General features: G+C 71.5%; 13 protein-coding genes. 2 read left to right on the forward strand and 11 right to left on the reverse strand.

The window, feature by feature from the left end; all coding sequences use genetic code 11:
* Positions 1–120: 120 nt before the first annotated feature.
* The 11 genes from ACWGJO_RS05010 to uvrA all read right to left on the reverse strand — a co-directional run bounded on the left by ACWGJO_RS05010 (position 121) and on the right by uvrA (position 13,174).
* The gene (locus ACWGJO_RS05010) at positions 121–408 is read right to left on the reverse strand and encodes an RNA polymerase-binding protein RbpA (protein WP_223245297.1); all 288 of its coding nucleotides are present in this window, start codon (positions 406–408) and stop codon (positions 121–123) included.
* A 205-nt stretch (positions 409–613) separates the two neighbouring features.
* Positions 614–850 carry a preprotein translocase subunit SecG gene (gene secG, locus ACWGJO_RS05015; RefSeq protein ID WP_359817184.1) on the reverse strand — a complete coding sequence of 79 codons (237 nt, stop codon included), beginning with the start codon at positions 848–850 and terminating at the stop codon, positions 614–616.
* An 87-nt stretch (positions 851–937) separates the two neighbouring features.
* Positions 938–1,723 carry a triose-phosphate isomerase gene (tpiA, locus tag ACWGJO_RS05020; protein ID WP_359912928.1) on the reverse strand — a complete coding sequence of 262 codons (786 nt, stop codon included), beginning with the start codon at positions 1,721–1,723 and terminating at the stop codon, positions 938–940.
* Between the two features lie 5 nt (positions 1,724–1,728).
* Positions 1,729–2,940: a phosphoglycerate kinase gene (locus ACWGJO_RS05025; RefSeq protein ID WP_452182184.1), complete on the reverse strand. Its 1,212-nt coding sequence runs from the start codon at positions 2,938–2,940 to the stop codon at positions 1,729–1,731.
* Positions 2,941–3,094: 154 nt separating this feature from the next.
* On the reverse strand, positions 3,095–4,102 hold the full coding sequence (gene gap, locus ACWGJO_RS05030; RefSeq protein WP_387685624.1) for a type I glyceraldehyde-3-phosphate dehydrogenase: 1,008 nt from the start codon (positions 4,100–4,102) through the stop codon (positions 3,095–3,097).
* 312 nt (positions 4,103–4,414) lie between these two features.
* Positions 4,415–5,395 (reverse strand): DNA-binding protein WhiA, encoded by a 981-nt coding sequence (whiA, locus tag ACWGJO_RS05035; RefSeq protein WP_049649611.1) that lies wholly within the window; start codon positions 5,393–5,395, stop codon positions 4,415–4,417.
* Entirely contained in the window at positions 5,386–6,483 is a 1,098-nt protein-coding gene (locus ACWGJO_RS05040) for a gluconeogenesis factor YvcK family protein (RefSeq protein WP_380548970.1), read from the reverse strand. Before ACWGJO_RS05040 ends, whiA begins: the two co-directional genes overlap by 10 nt.
* Positions 6,484–6,546: 63 nt before the next feature.
* Positions 6,547–7,431, reverse strand: a complete 885-nt coding sequence (rapZ, locus tag ACWGJO_RS05045) for an RNase adapter RapZ (protein WP_359912919.1) — start codon at positions 7,429–7,431, stop codon at positions 6,547–6,549.
* Between the two features lie 118 nt (positions 7,432–7,549).
* Positions 7,550–9,619, reverse strand: a complete 2,070-nt coding sequence (gene uvrC / locus ACWGJO_RS05050) for an excinuclease ABC subunit UvrC (RefSeq protein WP_452182185.1) — start codon at positions 9,617–9,619, stop codon at positions 7,550–7,552.
* 84 nt (positions 9,620–9,703) lie between these two features.
* Positions 9,704–10,141, reverse strand: coding sequence for a Rieske (2Fe-2S) protein (locus ACWGJO_RS05055; protein WP_452182186.1), 438 nt, complete (start codon positions 10,139–10,141; stop codon positions 9,704–9,706).
* A gap of 120 nt (positions 10,142–10,261) precedes the next feature.
* A complete protein-coding gene (gene uvrA, locus ACWGJO_RS05060) occupies positions 10,262–13,174 on the reverse strand; it encodes an excinuclease ABC subunit UvrA (RefSeq protein WP_452182187.1) in 2,913 nt (970 codons plus the stop codon).
* Positions 13,175–13,453: 279 nt separating this feature from the next.
* Between uvrA and ACWGJO_RS05065 the strand changes: the two genes are divergently transcribed.
* Together ACWGJO_RS05065 and ACWGJO_RS05070 are read left to right on the forward strand one after the other, a co-directional pair.
* Positions 13,454–14,206, forward strand: a complete 753-nt coding sequence (locus ACWGJO_RS05065) for a maleylpyruvate isomerase family mycothiol-dependent enzyme (RefSeq protein WP_452182188.1) — start codon at positions 13,454–13,456, stop codon at positions 14,204–14,206.
* Positions 14,207–14,251: 45 nt separating this feature from the next.
* Complete coding sequence (locus ACWGJO_RS05070; protein WP_359912905.1) at positions 14,252–14,905, forward strand: MBL fold metallo-hydrolase; 654 nt, start codon at positions 14,252–14,254, stop codon at positions 14,903–14,905.
* The last annotated feature ends 41 nt before the right edge of the window (positions 14,906–14,946 follow it).

A 14,946-nucleotide genomic window follows, 5' to 3' on the forward strand; every position in this document is an offset into this window, starting at 1 on the left:
TACCGGCTCTACCCGCGGGCCTCCGCGTCGCCGCCCCGCCGATGCCTATGGGCGCCACCGTCACTCGACGGTGGCGCCCTTCGTGCTGTTCGCCGTTGCGTTCGGACCGTTGCGACGGGCTCAGATCTCGCCGCGGAGCTTCGCCAGCGCCTCGGCCAGGATCGCCTCGCCGTCGGCGTCGGTGCGCCGCTCACGGACGTAGGCGAGGTGGGTCTTGTAGGGCTCGTTGCGCGAGGGCGCCGGCGGGTTGTGCTGGTCCTGCCCCGCGGGGAAGCCGCAGCGCGGGCAGTCCCAGGTCTCCGGGATCGCCGCTTCGGCGGCGAAGCTGGGACGGGTCTCGTGCTTGTTCGCGCACCAGAAGGAGATCCGGTTGCGCGGGGCGGACTCGCCGCGCTCCGCCTCGCCCATCGGGCCGGCCCCGACCCTGCTGCCACGGATGGCATTGCCACTTGCCACGGTCTGACTCCCTGCGTACTGGTGCGCCGACCCGCCGCGGTGCGCGTCGGTGGCGAAAGTCGTCCTAGTGTAAGCAGGAGTTAAGCATCCGCCACCATCGCCTCCGCACCCGACCGTCCCAGGATAGGCGCTCGGGCGACGGGGCGTCAGGGATACGTCAGACCGAGGTCTTCATCAGCAGGCCGAGGACGATGATGGACGCGAACCATCCCACGCCGACCACGATGGTGATGCGGTCCAGGTTGCGCTCGGCCACCGCCGAACCGCCGCCGGTGGACATCGCGCCACCGCCGAACATGTCCGACAGGCCGCCGCCCTTCCCCTTGTGCAGCAGCACCAGCAGGATCATCAGAAGACTGAAGATGATCAGGGCAATCGAGAACCCGAGAACCACGACGGGACCAACTCTCTCGTATCTTCGGCGAAGGGGCCGGGCCGCGTACGGCGGTCCGGCCCCAAAGCCTACGTTGCTGCGGCGGCGTTAGCCTACTGCCTGCTCACGGTAGCGCACGATCTTGACGAACTCGTCGGCGTCCAGCGAGGCACCGCCGACCAGGCCGCCGTCGATGTCGGGCTTGGCCATCAGACCGGCCGCGCTCGACGACTTCACCGAACCGCCGTACAGCACCCGGACCTTGCCGGCCAGCTCGGCGTCGTACAGCTCGGCGATCCGCTTGCGGATGGCGGCGCAGACCTCCTGCGCGTCCTCCGGGGTGGCCACCTCGCCGGTGCCGATCGCCCAGACCGGCTCGTAGGCGACCACGATCGACTCGGCCTGGTGGGCCGGGACGTCGGCCAGGCCGCCGTCCAGCTGGGCCAGGGTGTACTCGACGTGGGTGCCGGCCTTGCGGATCTCCAGCGGCTCGCCGACGCACAGGATCGGGGTGACCCCGGCCCGGTAGGCGGCCTTCACCTTGGCGTTGACGATCTCCTCGTTCTCGCCGTGGTACTGGCGGCGCTCGGAGTGGCCGATCACCGCGTAGGTGCACTGGAGCTTGGCCAGCATCGGGCCGGAGACCTCGCCGGTGTAGGCCCCGCCGTCGTGCTGCGAGATGTCCTGCGAGCCGTACTTGATCTTCAGCTTGTCGCCGAAGACCAGGGTCTGCACCGAGCGCAGATCGGTGAACGGCACCAGGACGGCGACCTCGACGGCCTCGTAGTCCTTGTCGGCCAGCGCGAAGGCCAGCTTCTGGGTGTGCTGGATGGCCTCAAGGTGGTTGAGGTTCATCTTCCAGTTGCCCGCCATCAGCGGGAGACGGTCGGTCATGTGTGTCAGTCCTCCAGTGCGGCGAGACCGGGGAGGGTCTTGCCCTCCAGGTACTCGAGGCTGGCGCCGCCGCCGGTCGAAATGTGTCCAAAGGCGTTCTCGTCGAAGCCCAGGATGCGGACGGCCGCGGCGGAGTCGCCGCCGCCGACCACGGTGAACGCGTCGCTGTCGAGCAGGGCCTGCGCGACGGCCTTGGTGCCGTTCGCGTAGTCCGGGTGCTCGAAGACGCCCATCGGGCCGTTCCAGAACACCGTGCCCGCGTCGGCCAGCTTGGCCGCGTACAGCTCGCGGGTCTTCGGGCCGATGTCCAGGCCCTCCTGGTCGGCCGGGATGGCATCGGCATCGACGGTCGTGGGGTTCGCCGGGGCCTTGGTCTTGAGGTCCGGGAACTCGGCGGAGACCAGGACGTCCGTCGGCAGCACGAACTCGACGCCCCGCTGCTCGGCCCGGGCCAGGTACTCCAGGCAGACCGGGACCTGGTCGGCCTGCAGCAGCGAGATGCCGACCTCGTGGCCCTTGGCCTTGAGGAAGGTGTACGCCATGCCGCCGCCGATCAGGATCCGGTCGGCCTTCTCCAGCAGGTTGTCGATCACGCCGAGCTTGTCGGAGACCTTGGCGCCCCCGAGCACGACGACATACGGGCGGGCGACGTCCTCGGTGAGCTTCTTCAGCACGCCGACCTCGGTGGCGATCAGGTCGCCGGCGGCGTGCGGCAGCAGGGCCGGCAGGTCGAACACCGAGGCGTGCTTGCGGTGCACGGCGCCGAAGCCGTCGCCCACGTACAGGTCGGCCAGCGCGGCCAGCTGCTCGGCGAAGGCCTTGCGCTCGGCGTCGTCCTTGCTGGTCTCACCCGCGTTGAAGCGCAGGTTCTCCAGCAGCGCGACCTCGCCGTTCGCCAGCGCGGCGGCGGTGGCCTCGGCGCTGTCGCCGACGGTGTCGGTGGCGAAGGCGACGTCCTTGCCGAGGATCTCGCCGAGGCGCCCGGCCACCGGGGCGAGCGAGAACCGCGACTCCGGCTCGCCCTTGGGGCGGCCGAGGTGCGAGGCGACGACGACCTTCGCACCGGCCGCGGCCAGCTTGGCGATGGTCGGCGCGACGGCGCGGATGCGGCCGTCGTCGGTGATCGTGTCGCCGTCCAGCGGCACGTTCAGGTCGGCGCGCACGAAGACGCGCTTGCCTTCGACACCGGCTTCGATGAGCTCTTCGATGGTCTTCACGGGGATTCGGTTTCTCCTGGGGAGATGGTTGATGCGCAGTGAGGCGGCACGGCGCAGGGGCCGCCTGAGAAGTCCTTGAGCGCGGAACGAGGGCCCGGTCGGCACCGTACGCCGTCCGGGCCCTCGCCCCTACATCACGTCAGCTCCCGCAACGTCAGAGCTGCCCGCCGACGAGGGTGACCAGGTCGACGACGCGGTTCGAGTAGCCCCACTCGTTGTCGTACCAGCCGAGCACCTTGACCTGGTTGCCCTGGACCATGGTGAGCTGGCTGTCGAAGATGCACGAGGCCGGGTCGTTCACGATGTCCGAGGAGACGATCGGGTCCTCGGTGTAGGCCAGGATGCCCTTGAGCGGGCCCTCCTGCGCGGCCTTCTGGAAGGCGGCGTTGACCTCGTCCTTGGTGACCTCGCGCTCCAGGGTGACGACCAGGTCGGTGATGGAGCCGGTCGGGACCGGGACGCGCAGCGAGGTGCCGTCCAGCTTGCCCTTCAGCTCCGGCAGGACCAGGGCGGTCGCCTTGGCGGCACCGGTCGAGGTCGGGATGATGTTCTGCGAGGCCGCACGAGCACGGCGCAGGTCCTTGTGCGGGAAGTCCAGGGTCACCTGGTCGTTGGTGAACGCGTGGACGGTGGTCATCAGACCCTTGACGATGCCGAAGCTCTCGTTCAGCACCTTCGCCATCGGCGCCACACAGTTGGTGGTGCAGGAGGCGTTGGAGATGATGTGGTGGTTGGCGGCGTCGTACTTCTCGTCGTTGACACCCAGGACGATGGTGACGTCCTCGTCGGTGGCGGGCGCCGAGATGATGACCTTCTTCGCGCCGGCGGCGAGGTGCTTCTTCGCGGCCTCGGCCTTGGTGAAGATGCCGGTGGACTCGACGACGATGTCGGCGCCCAGGGCGGCCCACGGAAGGTTCGCGGGGTCACGCTCGGCGGTCACCTTGAAGGTGTGGCCGTCGACGGTGATGCTGTCCTCGGTGTGCGAGACCTCGGCCTGGAGGGTACCCAGGGTGGTGTCGTACTTGAGCAGGTGAGCCAGGGTCTTCGTGTCGGTGAGGTCGTTGACACCGACGATCTCGATGTCCGCGCCCTGGGCCTTGACCGCGCGGAAGAAGTTGCGGCCGATGCGGCCGAAGCCGTTGATGCCTACCCGGATCGTCACGAACCGATCTCCTCGTTAGGTACGCCGGGCGCGAGGCCCGGCGGGATGAGATTTGGGAAGTCCCCGACCGCCTATGACCCTACCCCTCCGGGGCCTGGGACGGCACATCGCGCCGCCTGGTGAGACCGGGCGTGGCGTGCCCCAAACCCCATTTCAGGCCGTCCGGCCCTGGCCCGCCGGGCAGTTGGTCCCAGGTCAGTGGTCTCTACCAATTCGGGAGTGTCGCGGCTGTCCGGAAACGACCGCGGCCGGCGCCCGGAAGTCCGGGCACCGGCCTGTCGTGATCACGGAGCGTGAGCGTTGGCGTTGGCGTCAGTTCATCGCCATCTCGTCGGTGAGGCTGGCCTCGGTGCTCGGCAGGCCGAGCTCGGAGGCCCGCTTGTCGGCCATCGCCAGCAGGCGGCGGATCCGCCCGGCCACCGCGTCCTTGGTCAGCGGCGGGTCGGCGAGCGCGCCCAGCTCCTCCAGCGAGGCCTGCTTGTGCTGCATCCGCAGCTGGCCGGCCGCGGCCAGGTGCTCGGGCACCTCGTCGCCGAGGATCTCCAGCGCGCGGGCCACCCGGGCGCCGGCCGCCACCGCGGCGCGGGCCGAGCGGCGCAGGTTGGCGTCGTCGAAGTTGGCCAGCCGGTTGGCGGTGGCGCGCACCTCGCGCCGCATCCGGCGCTCCTCCCAGGCGAGCACCGACTCGTGCGCACCGAGCCGGGTCAGCAGGGCGCCGATCGCGTCGCCGTCGCGGATCACCACCCGGTCGACGCCGCGCACCTCGCGGGCCTTGGCCGGGATGCCGAGCCGGCGGGCGGCGCCGACCAGGGCGAGGGCGGCCTCCGAGCCGGGGCAGGTGATCTCCAGCGAGGAGGAGCGGCCCGGCTCGGTGAGCGAGCCGTGCGCCAGGAAGGCCCCGCGCCAGGCCGCCTCGGCATCGCAGGTGGCCCCGGAGACGACCGCCGGGGGCAGGCCCCGGATCGGACGGCCGCGGCCGTCCACGAGCCCGGTCTGGCGCGCCAGCAGCTCGCCGTCCTTGACCACCCGGACCACGAAGCGGCTCCCCCGGCGCAGTCCGCCGGGGGCCATCACCACCAGGTCCGAGGAGTGCCCGAAGATCTCCAGCAGGTCCTTGCGCAGCCGTCGTGCCGCCGCTCCGGTGTCCAGCTCCGCCTCGATCACGATGCGGCCGCTCACGATGTGCAGCCCGCCCGCGAACCGCAGGATCGCCGACACCTCCGCCTTGCGACAGCAGGCCCGGGTGACCGGGAGCCGGCTGATCTCGTCCTTCACCGCTGGAGTCATCGCCATGGCCCGATCCTTCCATGTGTCCGGAAAATCCGGTCGTACGCTGCCGCCAACAGCTCGGGGTCGTGTCGCGGCGTCCCGTCGGCGCGGGCCACCGAGCCGAGCACCAGAGCCGCTCCCATCCGTTCGGCGGCCTTCTCCAGTCCGTCCAGGTCGGCCTGGCCGAAGGCCCCGCCGGTGACGGCGCGCTCGTCCACCAGGATCGCATCCACGGCGAGGTCCGGAGCGTGGTCGGCGATGACCTCCAGGTGACGCTGCGGCGTGAAGCCCTCGGTCTCCCCCGGCTGGGGGGCCAGGTTCAGGGTGAGCAGGCGGCGGGCGCGGGTCTCGGTGAGCGCCGCGGCCAGCTCGGGCACCAGCAGGTGCGGCAGCACGCTGGTGAACCAGGAGCCGGGGCCGAGCACCACCCAGTCCGCCTCCCGGACGGCGGTGACCGCCTCCGGGACGGCGGGCGGCTCGTCCGGCAGCAGCCGGATCGACTGCACGGTGCCCGGGGTCACCGCGACGTCGGCCTGGCCGCGCACGGCCGTGACCTCGCCGGGCCGCAGCGGGTCGTGGCCGCGGACGGTCGCCTCGATGTCCAGCGGCACCGCCGACATCGGCAGCACCCGGCCCTGCACGTTGAGCAGCCGGCCGACCCAGTCCAGTGCCGCCACCGGGTCGCCCAGCTTCTCCCAGAGCGCGACGATCAGCAGGTTGCCCACCGCGTGGCCGCCGAGCTCGCCGTTGCCGGTGAAGCGCTGCTGGATCACCTCGGACCAGGTGCGGCCCCAGTCGTCGTCCCCGCACAGCGCGGCCAGCGCCTTGCGCAGGTCGCCCGGGGGCAGCACGCCCAGTTCCTCGCGCAGCCGGCCGCTGGAGCCGCCGTCGTCGGCGACGGTGACCACGGCGGTGAGGTCGCTGGTGAGCCGGCGCAGCGCCGACAGCGAGGCCGACAGGCCCTGCCCGCCGCCGAGCGCGGTGATCCTGGGCGCCGGATTGGCGCGGGCGGGACTGCTGCGCGGACGGCCCGGCGCCGTGGGCCGGGCCGGGCTGCCCGCCCGGTCACCGGTCCTGCTCTGCGGCTGTCGCCCGGGCACGTATCCCGCCACACTCACCTCGCGTTCCTCGGCCCGCCGACCGCTCCGCCGGCGGGCCCGGCAGGGAGGCGGCGGTTACTCCCGTCCCATGTCACGGTGGACGAGCACCGTCTCGACTCCGTCGGCGATGAGACGCTTGGTCAGACGCTCGGACATGGCGACGCTGCGGTGCTTGCCACCGGTGCAGCCTACGGCAAGCGTCATGTAGCGCTTCCCCTCGCGGCGGTATCCCTCGGTGATGATGCGCAGGAGCTGGGCGTAACCGTCCAGGAACTCGTTGGCTCCGGGCTGCTGGAAGACGTAGTCGGCGACGTCCGCGTCGGTGCCGGTGCGGGCCCGCAGTTCGGGCACCCAGTGCGGGTTGGGCAGGAAGCGGCAGTCCACCACGAGGTCGGCGTCGACCGGCAGGCCGTACTTGAATCCGAAGGACATCACGGTGGCGCGCAGCTCGGGCTCGTCGTGGTCGGCGAACTGGGCGTCCAGCTTGGCGCGCAGCTGGTGCACGTTGAGGTTGGAGGTGTCGATCACCAGGTCGGCCTCGCCGCGCAGGTCGCGCAGCAGGTCGCGCTCCTGGGCGATGCCGTCCACGATCCGGCCGTCGGCCTGCAGCGGGTGCGGGCGGCGGACGCTCTCGAAGCGGCGCACCAGCGCCTCGTCGGAGGAGTCCAGGAAGACGACCCGGAGCCGGACCCCGCGCTTCTCCAGCTCGTCCAGCGAGGTGAGCAGGTCGTCGAAGAACTGTCGGCCGCGGACGTCCACGACCACGCCGATCCTGGCGACGTTGCCCTGGGAGCGCGCGCCCAGGTCGACCATGGTCGGAATCAGGGCCGGCGGCAGGTTGTCCACCACGAACCAGCCGAGGTCCTCCAGGCACTTGGCCGCGGTGGAGCGGCCGGCTCCGGACATCCCGGAGATGATCACCAGCTCCGGCGCGTTCTCGGCCACGTCTGACACGGTCACTTCGGTTCCCCGCTCTCGGTCTTTCTACTGGGGAGAACGCGTACGGCTCGGCCGCCCTTCCCCGGCCCGGGCAGGCGGGCGGGGCCGGGGCACACCGGCTGACGGGCGGCGTCGGCCGTCATGGCGTCTCCTGGGATGGTGCGGTCTGGGGTGCTGCTGCCACCGGCGCGGCGGCCTGCTCGGCCCCGTCCTCGATGATCTCGCCGGTCGCGGTGTTGACCGCGGGTGCGACGGGTGTACGGGACGACAACGCCTCCGCAACAGTCTGCGCGGTGCGGCGTCCGATGCCGGGTACCTCGCAGAGCTCGTCCACGGTGGCGGCCCGGAGCTTCTTCAGCGAGCCGAAGTGCTTGAGCAGCGCCCGGCGGCGAGTCTCGCCGAGGCCCGGGACGGAGTCCAGTTCCCCGGCGGTGAGTCGCTTGGAACGCTTGTTGCGCTGATAGCTGATCGCGAAGCGGTGTGCCTCGTCGCGGACCCGCTGGAGCAGGTAGAGGCCCTCGCTGGAGCGGGGCAGCACCACGGGGTCGTCCTCGCCGGGCAGCCAGACCTCCTCCAGGCGCTTGGCCAGGCCGCACAGCGCGACGTCGTCGATGCCGAGCTCGTCCAGGGCGCGCTTGGCCGCGGCGACCTGCGGCTGCCCGCCGTCGACGACCAGCAGCTGCGGCGGGTAGGCGAAGCGCTTGGGGCGGCCGTCCTCGTCCCGGGTGCCGCCGGCGCCGGTGTCCGGGTCGGTGCCGCCGCCCGGGCCGGTGCCGGTGTCGTCCTCCTCCGGGACGGCCCACTCGCCGGTCTGCTCTCGCTCCTGGAGGTAGCGGCGGAAGCGCCGGCCGATCACCTCGTGCATCGAGCGGACGTCGTCCTGGCCCTCGAAGCCCTTGATCTGGAAGCGCCGGTACTCGCTCTTGCGGGCCAGGCCGTCCTCGAAGACGACCATGGAGGCGACCACGTCCTCGCCCTGGAGGTGGGAGATGTCGTAGCACTCGATGCGCAGCGGGACGGAGTCCAGCTCCAGCGCGTCGGCGATCTCCTGGAGGGCGCGGCTGCGGGTGGTGAGGTCGGAGGCGCGCTTGGTCTTGTGCAGTGCGAGCGCCTGCTGGGCGTTGCGCTGCACGGTGGCCATCAGGTCCTTCTTGTCGCCCCGCTGGGGGACGCGCAGGTCGACCTGGCTCCCTCGCAGGCCGCTCAGCCACTCGCGGACCGGCTCCGCCGGGTCGGGCAGAGCGGGGACGAGCACCTCGCGGGGGACGGACTCGCCGCCGCCGTAGAGCTGCTGGAGGGCGTGCTCGACCAGGCCGGCGGTGTCGACGTCCTCGACCTTGTCGGTGACCCAGCCGCGCTGGCCGCGCACCCGGCCGCCGCGGACGTGGAAGATCTGCACGGCGGCTTCGAGCTCGTCCTCGGCGAGGGCCAGCAGGTCGGCGTCGGTGGCGTCGGCGAGCACGATGGCGTTCTTCTCCATCGCGCGCTTGAGGGCGCCGATGTCGTCCCGCAACCGGGCCGCCTTCTCGTACTCCAGTTCCTCGGCGGCCTCCTGCATCTGTTCTTCCAGCCGGCGCAGGTAGTTGCCGGTGCGCCCGGCCATGAAGTCGCAGAAGTCCTCGGCCAGCGCGCGGTGTTCGTCCGCCGAGACCTTGCCGACGCAGGGCGCGGCGCACTTGCCGATGTAGCCGAGCAGGCAGGGCCGGCCGACCTGGCGGGCGCGCTTGAAGACGCCGTTGGAGCAGGTGCGGACGGGGAAGACGCGCAGCAGCAGGTCGACCGTCTCGCGGATCGCCCAGGCGTGCCCGTACGGGCCGAAGTAGCGCACGCCCTTCTTGTGCGCCCCGCGCATCACCTGGACCCGCGGGTACTCCTCGTCGAGGGTGACGGCGAGTTCCGGATAGCTCTTGTCGTCGCGGTACTTGACGTTGAACCGCGGGTCGAACTCCTTGATCCAGGAGTACTCCAGCTGGAGCGCCTCGACCTCGGTGCCGACCACGGTCCACTCCACCGAGGCGGCGGTGGTGACCATCGTCGCGGTGCGCGGGTGCAGACCGGCCAGGTCCTGGAAGTACGACGACAGGCGCGGCCGCAGGCTCTTGGCCTTTCCGACGTAGATGACCCGGCCGTGGGCGTCGCGGAACCGGTAGACGCCGGGGGAGGTCGGGATCGCACCGGGCGCGGGGCGGTAGGTGCTCGGGTCAGCCATGGGTCCACCGTACCGAGTGGGGCCGGGGCCGCGGGGCGGAGATCGTCGGGGAGGACCGTGGCGGTCGGAAGGCGGTCAACTGGGTCAGCTCGGGGTCACCTTGAGGTTGCCGCCCTCGACCGTGACGGTGTAGGCGGGCAGCGGGGAGGGGGCCGGTCCGTCCTGCACTGCGCCGTCGGTGATGGCGAAGCGGCTGCCGTGGCAGGGGCACTGGATCTGGTTGTTCTTCACCTGGTCCACGAGGCAGCCGGCGTGGGTGCACCGGGCGTTGAACGCCTTGTACTGGCCGGCGGTGGGCTGGGTCACCACGATCTTCTGCTCGCGGTAGACCTTGCCGCCGCCCTCCGGCACGGCCGAGGCCGGGCCGAGGTCGACCGGGCCCTTGGGGGCGCTGTTGCCGGAGGAGGACGAGGAGCTGCACCCGGTGACCGCCACGGTGCCGCCGGCCGCCAGGACGGCCGCGGCCCCGCAGAGCAGGGTGCGGCGGGAGGCGGTGGGGCTGGTCTCGGGGGCCTCGGACATCGGTGTGCTCCTACGGTTGCTGCTGCGGCGAGGGACCACGGAATTCTATGCCGCGCCACCCCGCCGCTCCCGGGCCACCCGGGGTGCGGCGGCGGGGAGCGGCGGGGTGGCCGGACGGGACTACTTCTTCGCGGCGGCCGCGCGCTTGCGCGGCGCCCTCTTCGCCGGGGCGGCGACCGGGGCGTCCGTGAAGTCGGCCGGCAGGATGTCCCGCAGGAACTTGCCGGTGTGGCTCTCCGGGCCGGCCGCGATCTGCTCCGGGGTGCCCTCGGCGACCACCGTGCCGCCGCCGGCGCCGCCCTCGGGGCCCATGTCGACGACCCAGTCGGCGGTCTTGATCACATCGAGGTTGTGCTCGATGACGATCACCGTGTTGCCCTTGTCCACCAGCCCGCTGAGCACCTTGATCAGCTTGCTGATGTCCTCGAAGTGCAGGCCGGTGGTGGGCTCGTCCAGCACGTAGACCGTCCGCCCGGTGGAGCGCTTCTGGAGCTCCGAGGCGAGCTTGACGCGCTGCGCCTCACCGCCGGAGAGGGTGGGCGCGGACTGGCCGAGCCGGACGTAGCCGAGGCCGACGTCGTTGAGCGTGCGCAGGTGCCTGGCGATCGCCGGGACGGCCTCGAAGAAGTCCAGGGCCTCCTCGATCGGCATGTCCAGCACCTCGGCGATGGACCTGCCCTTGTAGTGGACCTCCAGCGTCTCCCGGTTGTACCGGGCGCCGTGGCAGACCTCGCACGGCACGTAGACGTCCGGCAGGAAGTTCATCTCGATCTTGATGGTGCCGTCGCCCGAGCAGTTCTCGCAGCGGCCGCCCTTGACGTTGAAGGAGAACCGGCCGGGCAGGTAGCCGCGGACCTTGGCCTCCTGCGTCTCCGCGAAGAGCCGGCGGACGTGGTCGAACACGCCGGTGTAGGTGGCCGGGTTGGAGCGCGGGGTACGGCCGATCGGCGACTGGTCGACGTGCACCACCTTGTCCACCTGGTCGGTGCCGGTGATCCGGGTGTGCCGGCCGGGCACGCTGCGGGCGCCGTTCAGCTCCCGCGCGAGGTGGGTGTACAGGATGTCGTTGACCAGCGTCGACTTGCCGGAGCCGGAGACGCCGGTGATCGCGGTGAAGGTGCCCAGCGGGAAGCCGACCGTGACGTCCTTGAGGTTGTGCTCGCGGGCGCCGTGGACGGTCAGCTGGCGCTTCTTGTCCCGCTCGCGGCGGGAGGCCGGGATCGGGATGGACCGCTTGCCGGAGAGGTACTGGCCGGTCAGCGACTCCTTGTTGGTGAGCAGCTGCTTCAGCGAGCCGGAGTGCACCACCTTGCCGCCGTGCTCGCCGGCGCCCGGGCCGATGTCGACCACCCAGTCCGCGGTCTTGATGGTGTCCTCGTCGTGCTCGACGACGATCAGGGTGTTGCCGATGTCGCGCAGCCGCACCAGCGTCTCGATCAGCCGGTGGTTGTCCCGCTGGTGCAGGCCGATGGACGGCTCGTCCAGCACGTACAGCACGCCGACCAGGCCGGAGCCGATCTGGGTGGCCAGCCGGATGCGCTGGGCCTCGCCGCCGGACAGGGTGCCGGCCGCGCGGTCGAGCGAGAGGTAGTCCAGGCCGACGTCGACCAGGAAGCGCAGCCGCTCGTTGACCTCCTTGAGGACCCGCTCGGCGATCTGCTTGTCCCGGGCGTTCAGCTTCATCGCGCCCAGGAACTCGGAGCAGTCGCTGATCGACATCGAGGAGACGTCGGCGATCGACCTGCCCTCGACGGTGACCGCGAGCACCACCGGCTTGAGCCGGGTTCCCTGGCAGGTCGGGCAGGGCACCTCGCGCATGTAGCCCTCGAAGCGCTCGCGGCTGCTGTCGCTCTCCGCCTCGGTGTGCCGGCGCTGGATGAACGGGATCGCGCCCTCGAAGCCGGTGCTGTACGAGCGCTCCCGGCCGAAGCGGTTGCGGTAGCGGACCTCCACCTGGTGCTTGTGCCCGTACAGCAGCGCCTTCCTGGCCCGGGCGGGCAGCCCGGCCCAGGGGATGTCGGTGCGGAAGCCGAGCTCCCCGGCGAGCGCGTCGATCAGGCGCTGGAAGTACTCCTTGGCGTGCCCGGCCGACCACGGGTGGATCGCGCCCTCGTCCAGCGAGCGCTCGACGTCGGGCACGACCAGCTCCGGGTCGACCTCCATCCGGTTGCCCAGGCCCGAGCAGTCCGGGCAGGCGCCGAACGGCGAGTTGAAGGAGAACGAGCGCGGCTCCAGCTCCTCGAACGACACGTCGTCGTACGGGCAGTAGAGGTGCTCGGAGTACATCCGCTCGCGCTCCGGGTCGTCCTCGGGGAGGTCGACGAAGTCGAGCACGACCATGCCGCCGGACAGGCGCAGGGCCGTTTCCACCGAGTCGGTGAGCCGCCGCTTGGCGCTGTCCTTGACGGTCAGGCGGTCGATCACCACCTCGATGGTGTGCTTCTCCTGCTTCTTGAGCTTCGGCGGCTCGGCGAGCTGGATCGTCCCGCCGTCGACGCGGGCACGGGAGTAGCCCTTGGACTGGAGGTCGGCGAAGAGGTCGACGAACTCGCCCTTGCGCTCGCGCACCACCGGGCTCAGCACCTGGAAGCGGGTGCCCTCGGCGAGCTCCAGCACCTTGTCCACGATCGCCTGCGGCGACTGCTTGGCGATCGGCCGGCCGCAGTGCGGACAGTGCGGCTTGCCGATCCGGGCGAACAGCAGGCGCAGGTAGTCGTAGACCTCGGTGATGGTGCCGACGGTCGAACGGGGGTTGCGGTTGGTGGACTTCTGGTCGATCGAGACGGCCGGGGAAAGGCCCTCGATGAAGTCCACGTCGGGCTTGTCCATCTGCCCGAGGAACTGGCGGGCGTAGGAGGACAGCGACTCGACGTAGCGGCGCTGGCCCTCGGCGAAGATCGTGTCGAAGGCGAGCGAGGACTTGCCGGAGCCGGAGAGGCCCGTGAAGACGATGAGGGAGTCGCGGGGCAGGTCGAGCGAGACGTTCTTGAGGTTGTGCTCGCGAGCACCGCGGACGATGAGGCGGTCGGCCACTGCTTCTGGCGCCTTTCTCCGGGGCGAGAGGGCTTGCGGTGAGTATCTGTACTTCTTCCAGGATGCGGCAGCCAGCCTATAGCTCAGACGTTCGAATATCGACTCTGTCCAGCGGAGACCACCCGAACGAGTGAGGGCCACCCCGGGGCCGTCCGTACCCGCACGGCGCGCATAGCCGAAAACCCCCTGCTCAGAGCCCGGATCCGGCGGTAGCGTCACCTGGTCAACGAGCGAAGCCCCCACGGGCAACGCACCCTCTCGTCACAGAAGGCGGATTCGATGACCGACCCGCAGCCGACCGACCCGCACTCCGCCGCCGCGGCCGCCGCCCGGCACCTGTCCCTGGTCGAGGAGAGCACCCGGCACCTGCTGCACACCGCGGCCGAGCTGAAGCCCGAGGCGCTCGCCGAGCCCTCCGCGCTGCCCGGCTGGACCCGCGGCCACGTGCTGGCCCACCTCGCCCGCAACGCCGACTCCCTGGTCAACCTGCTGACCGGCGCCCGCACCGGCACCGACGTCCCCCAGTACGCCAGCAACGAGGCCCGCGACCAGGACATCGAGCGCGACGCGCCGCGCCCGCTGGAGGTCCAGCTCGCCGACCTGCGGGAGTCCCACGAGCGCTTCCTGGCCGCCGCCGCGCTGATGGCCCCCGAGGCCTGGGCCGTCGGGGTCAGGCACCGCTCCGGCTACGTCTTCCCGGCCTTCGACATCCCGGGCAAGCGCGTGGTGGAGCTGGAGTTCCACCACGTCGACCTGGACGGCGGCTACACCCCGGCGCACTGGCCGCAGGAGTTCGCGGTCACCCGGTTCCGCGGGCTCGCCGAGGGGCTGGCCGGGGAGGCCGGCCTGCCCGCCGTGGAGCTGGTCGCCGACGACACCGAGGACCGCGCCGTGATCGGCACCGGCACCCCGGCCCTGACCGTCGAGGGCCCGGTCCGCGCGCTGACCGCGTGGCTCTCCGGCCGCTCCACCGGCGACGGCCTGCGCCACGCCCCCGGCACCACCCTCCCCCGGCTTCCCCCGATGGGCTGACGGCGCGAGGATGATCCCAGGAGCCACTGGAGAGGGAGCGAACGGATGACGTACCACGGAGCGGTCAAGGTCGGCGGAGCGCCGGACGTGCGGGAGCTGGCCCACCTGATCATCACCAAGGTCGCCGTCGGCCCGTACGACAACAACGCCTACCTGCTGCGCTGCCGGGCCACCGACGAACAGCTCCTGATCGACGCGGCCGCCGACGCGCCGGTGCTGCTGGAGACCGTCGGGGACGACCTCGAAACGGTGGTCACCACCCACCGGCACCACGACCACTGGGGCGCGCTGGCCGAGGTGGTCGCCACCACCGGCGCCCGGACGGCCGCCGGCGAGCACGACGCCGAGGGCATCGACGTCCCCACCGAGCTGCTGCTCGCGGACGGTGCCGGGCTGCGGGTCGGCGAGGTCGAGCTCACCGTCCGCCACCTGGTCGGCCACACCCCCGGCGCGATCGTGCTGGTCTACGACGACCCCCAGGGCCACCCGCACGTCTTCACCGGCGACTGCCTCTTCCCCGGCGGCGTGGGCAACACCTGGGGCGACCCGGAGGCCTTCCGGACGCTCTACCGCGACGTCACCGAGAAGATCTTCGACGTCCTCCCCGACGAGTCCTGGGTCTACCCCGGCCACGGCAACGACACCACCCTGGGGGCCGAGCGCCCGCACCTCGACGAGTGGCGCGAGCGCGGCTGGTAGCCCCGCCCCCGCCGAACGGCCGAGGCCCCCGCGACCGTTTC

The organism is Kitasatospora sp. NPDC054795, from assembly GCF_053611565.1.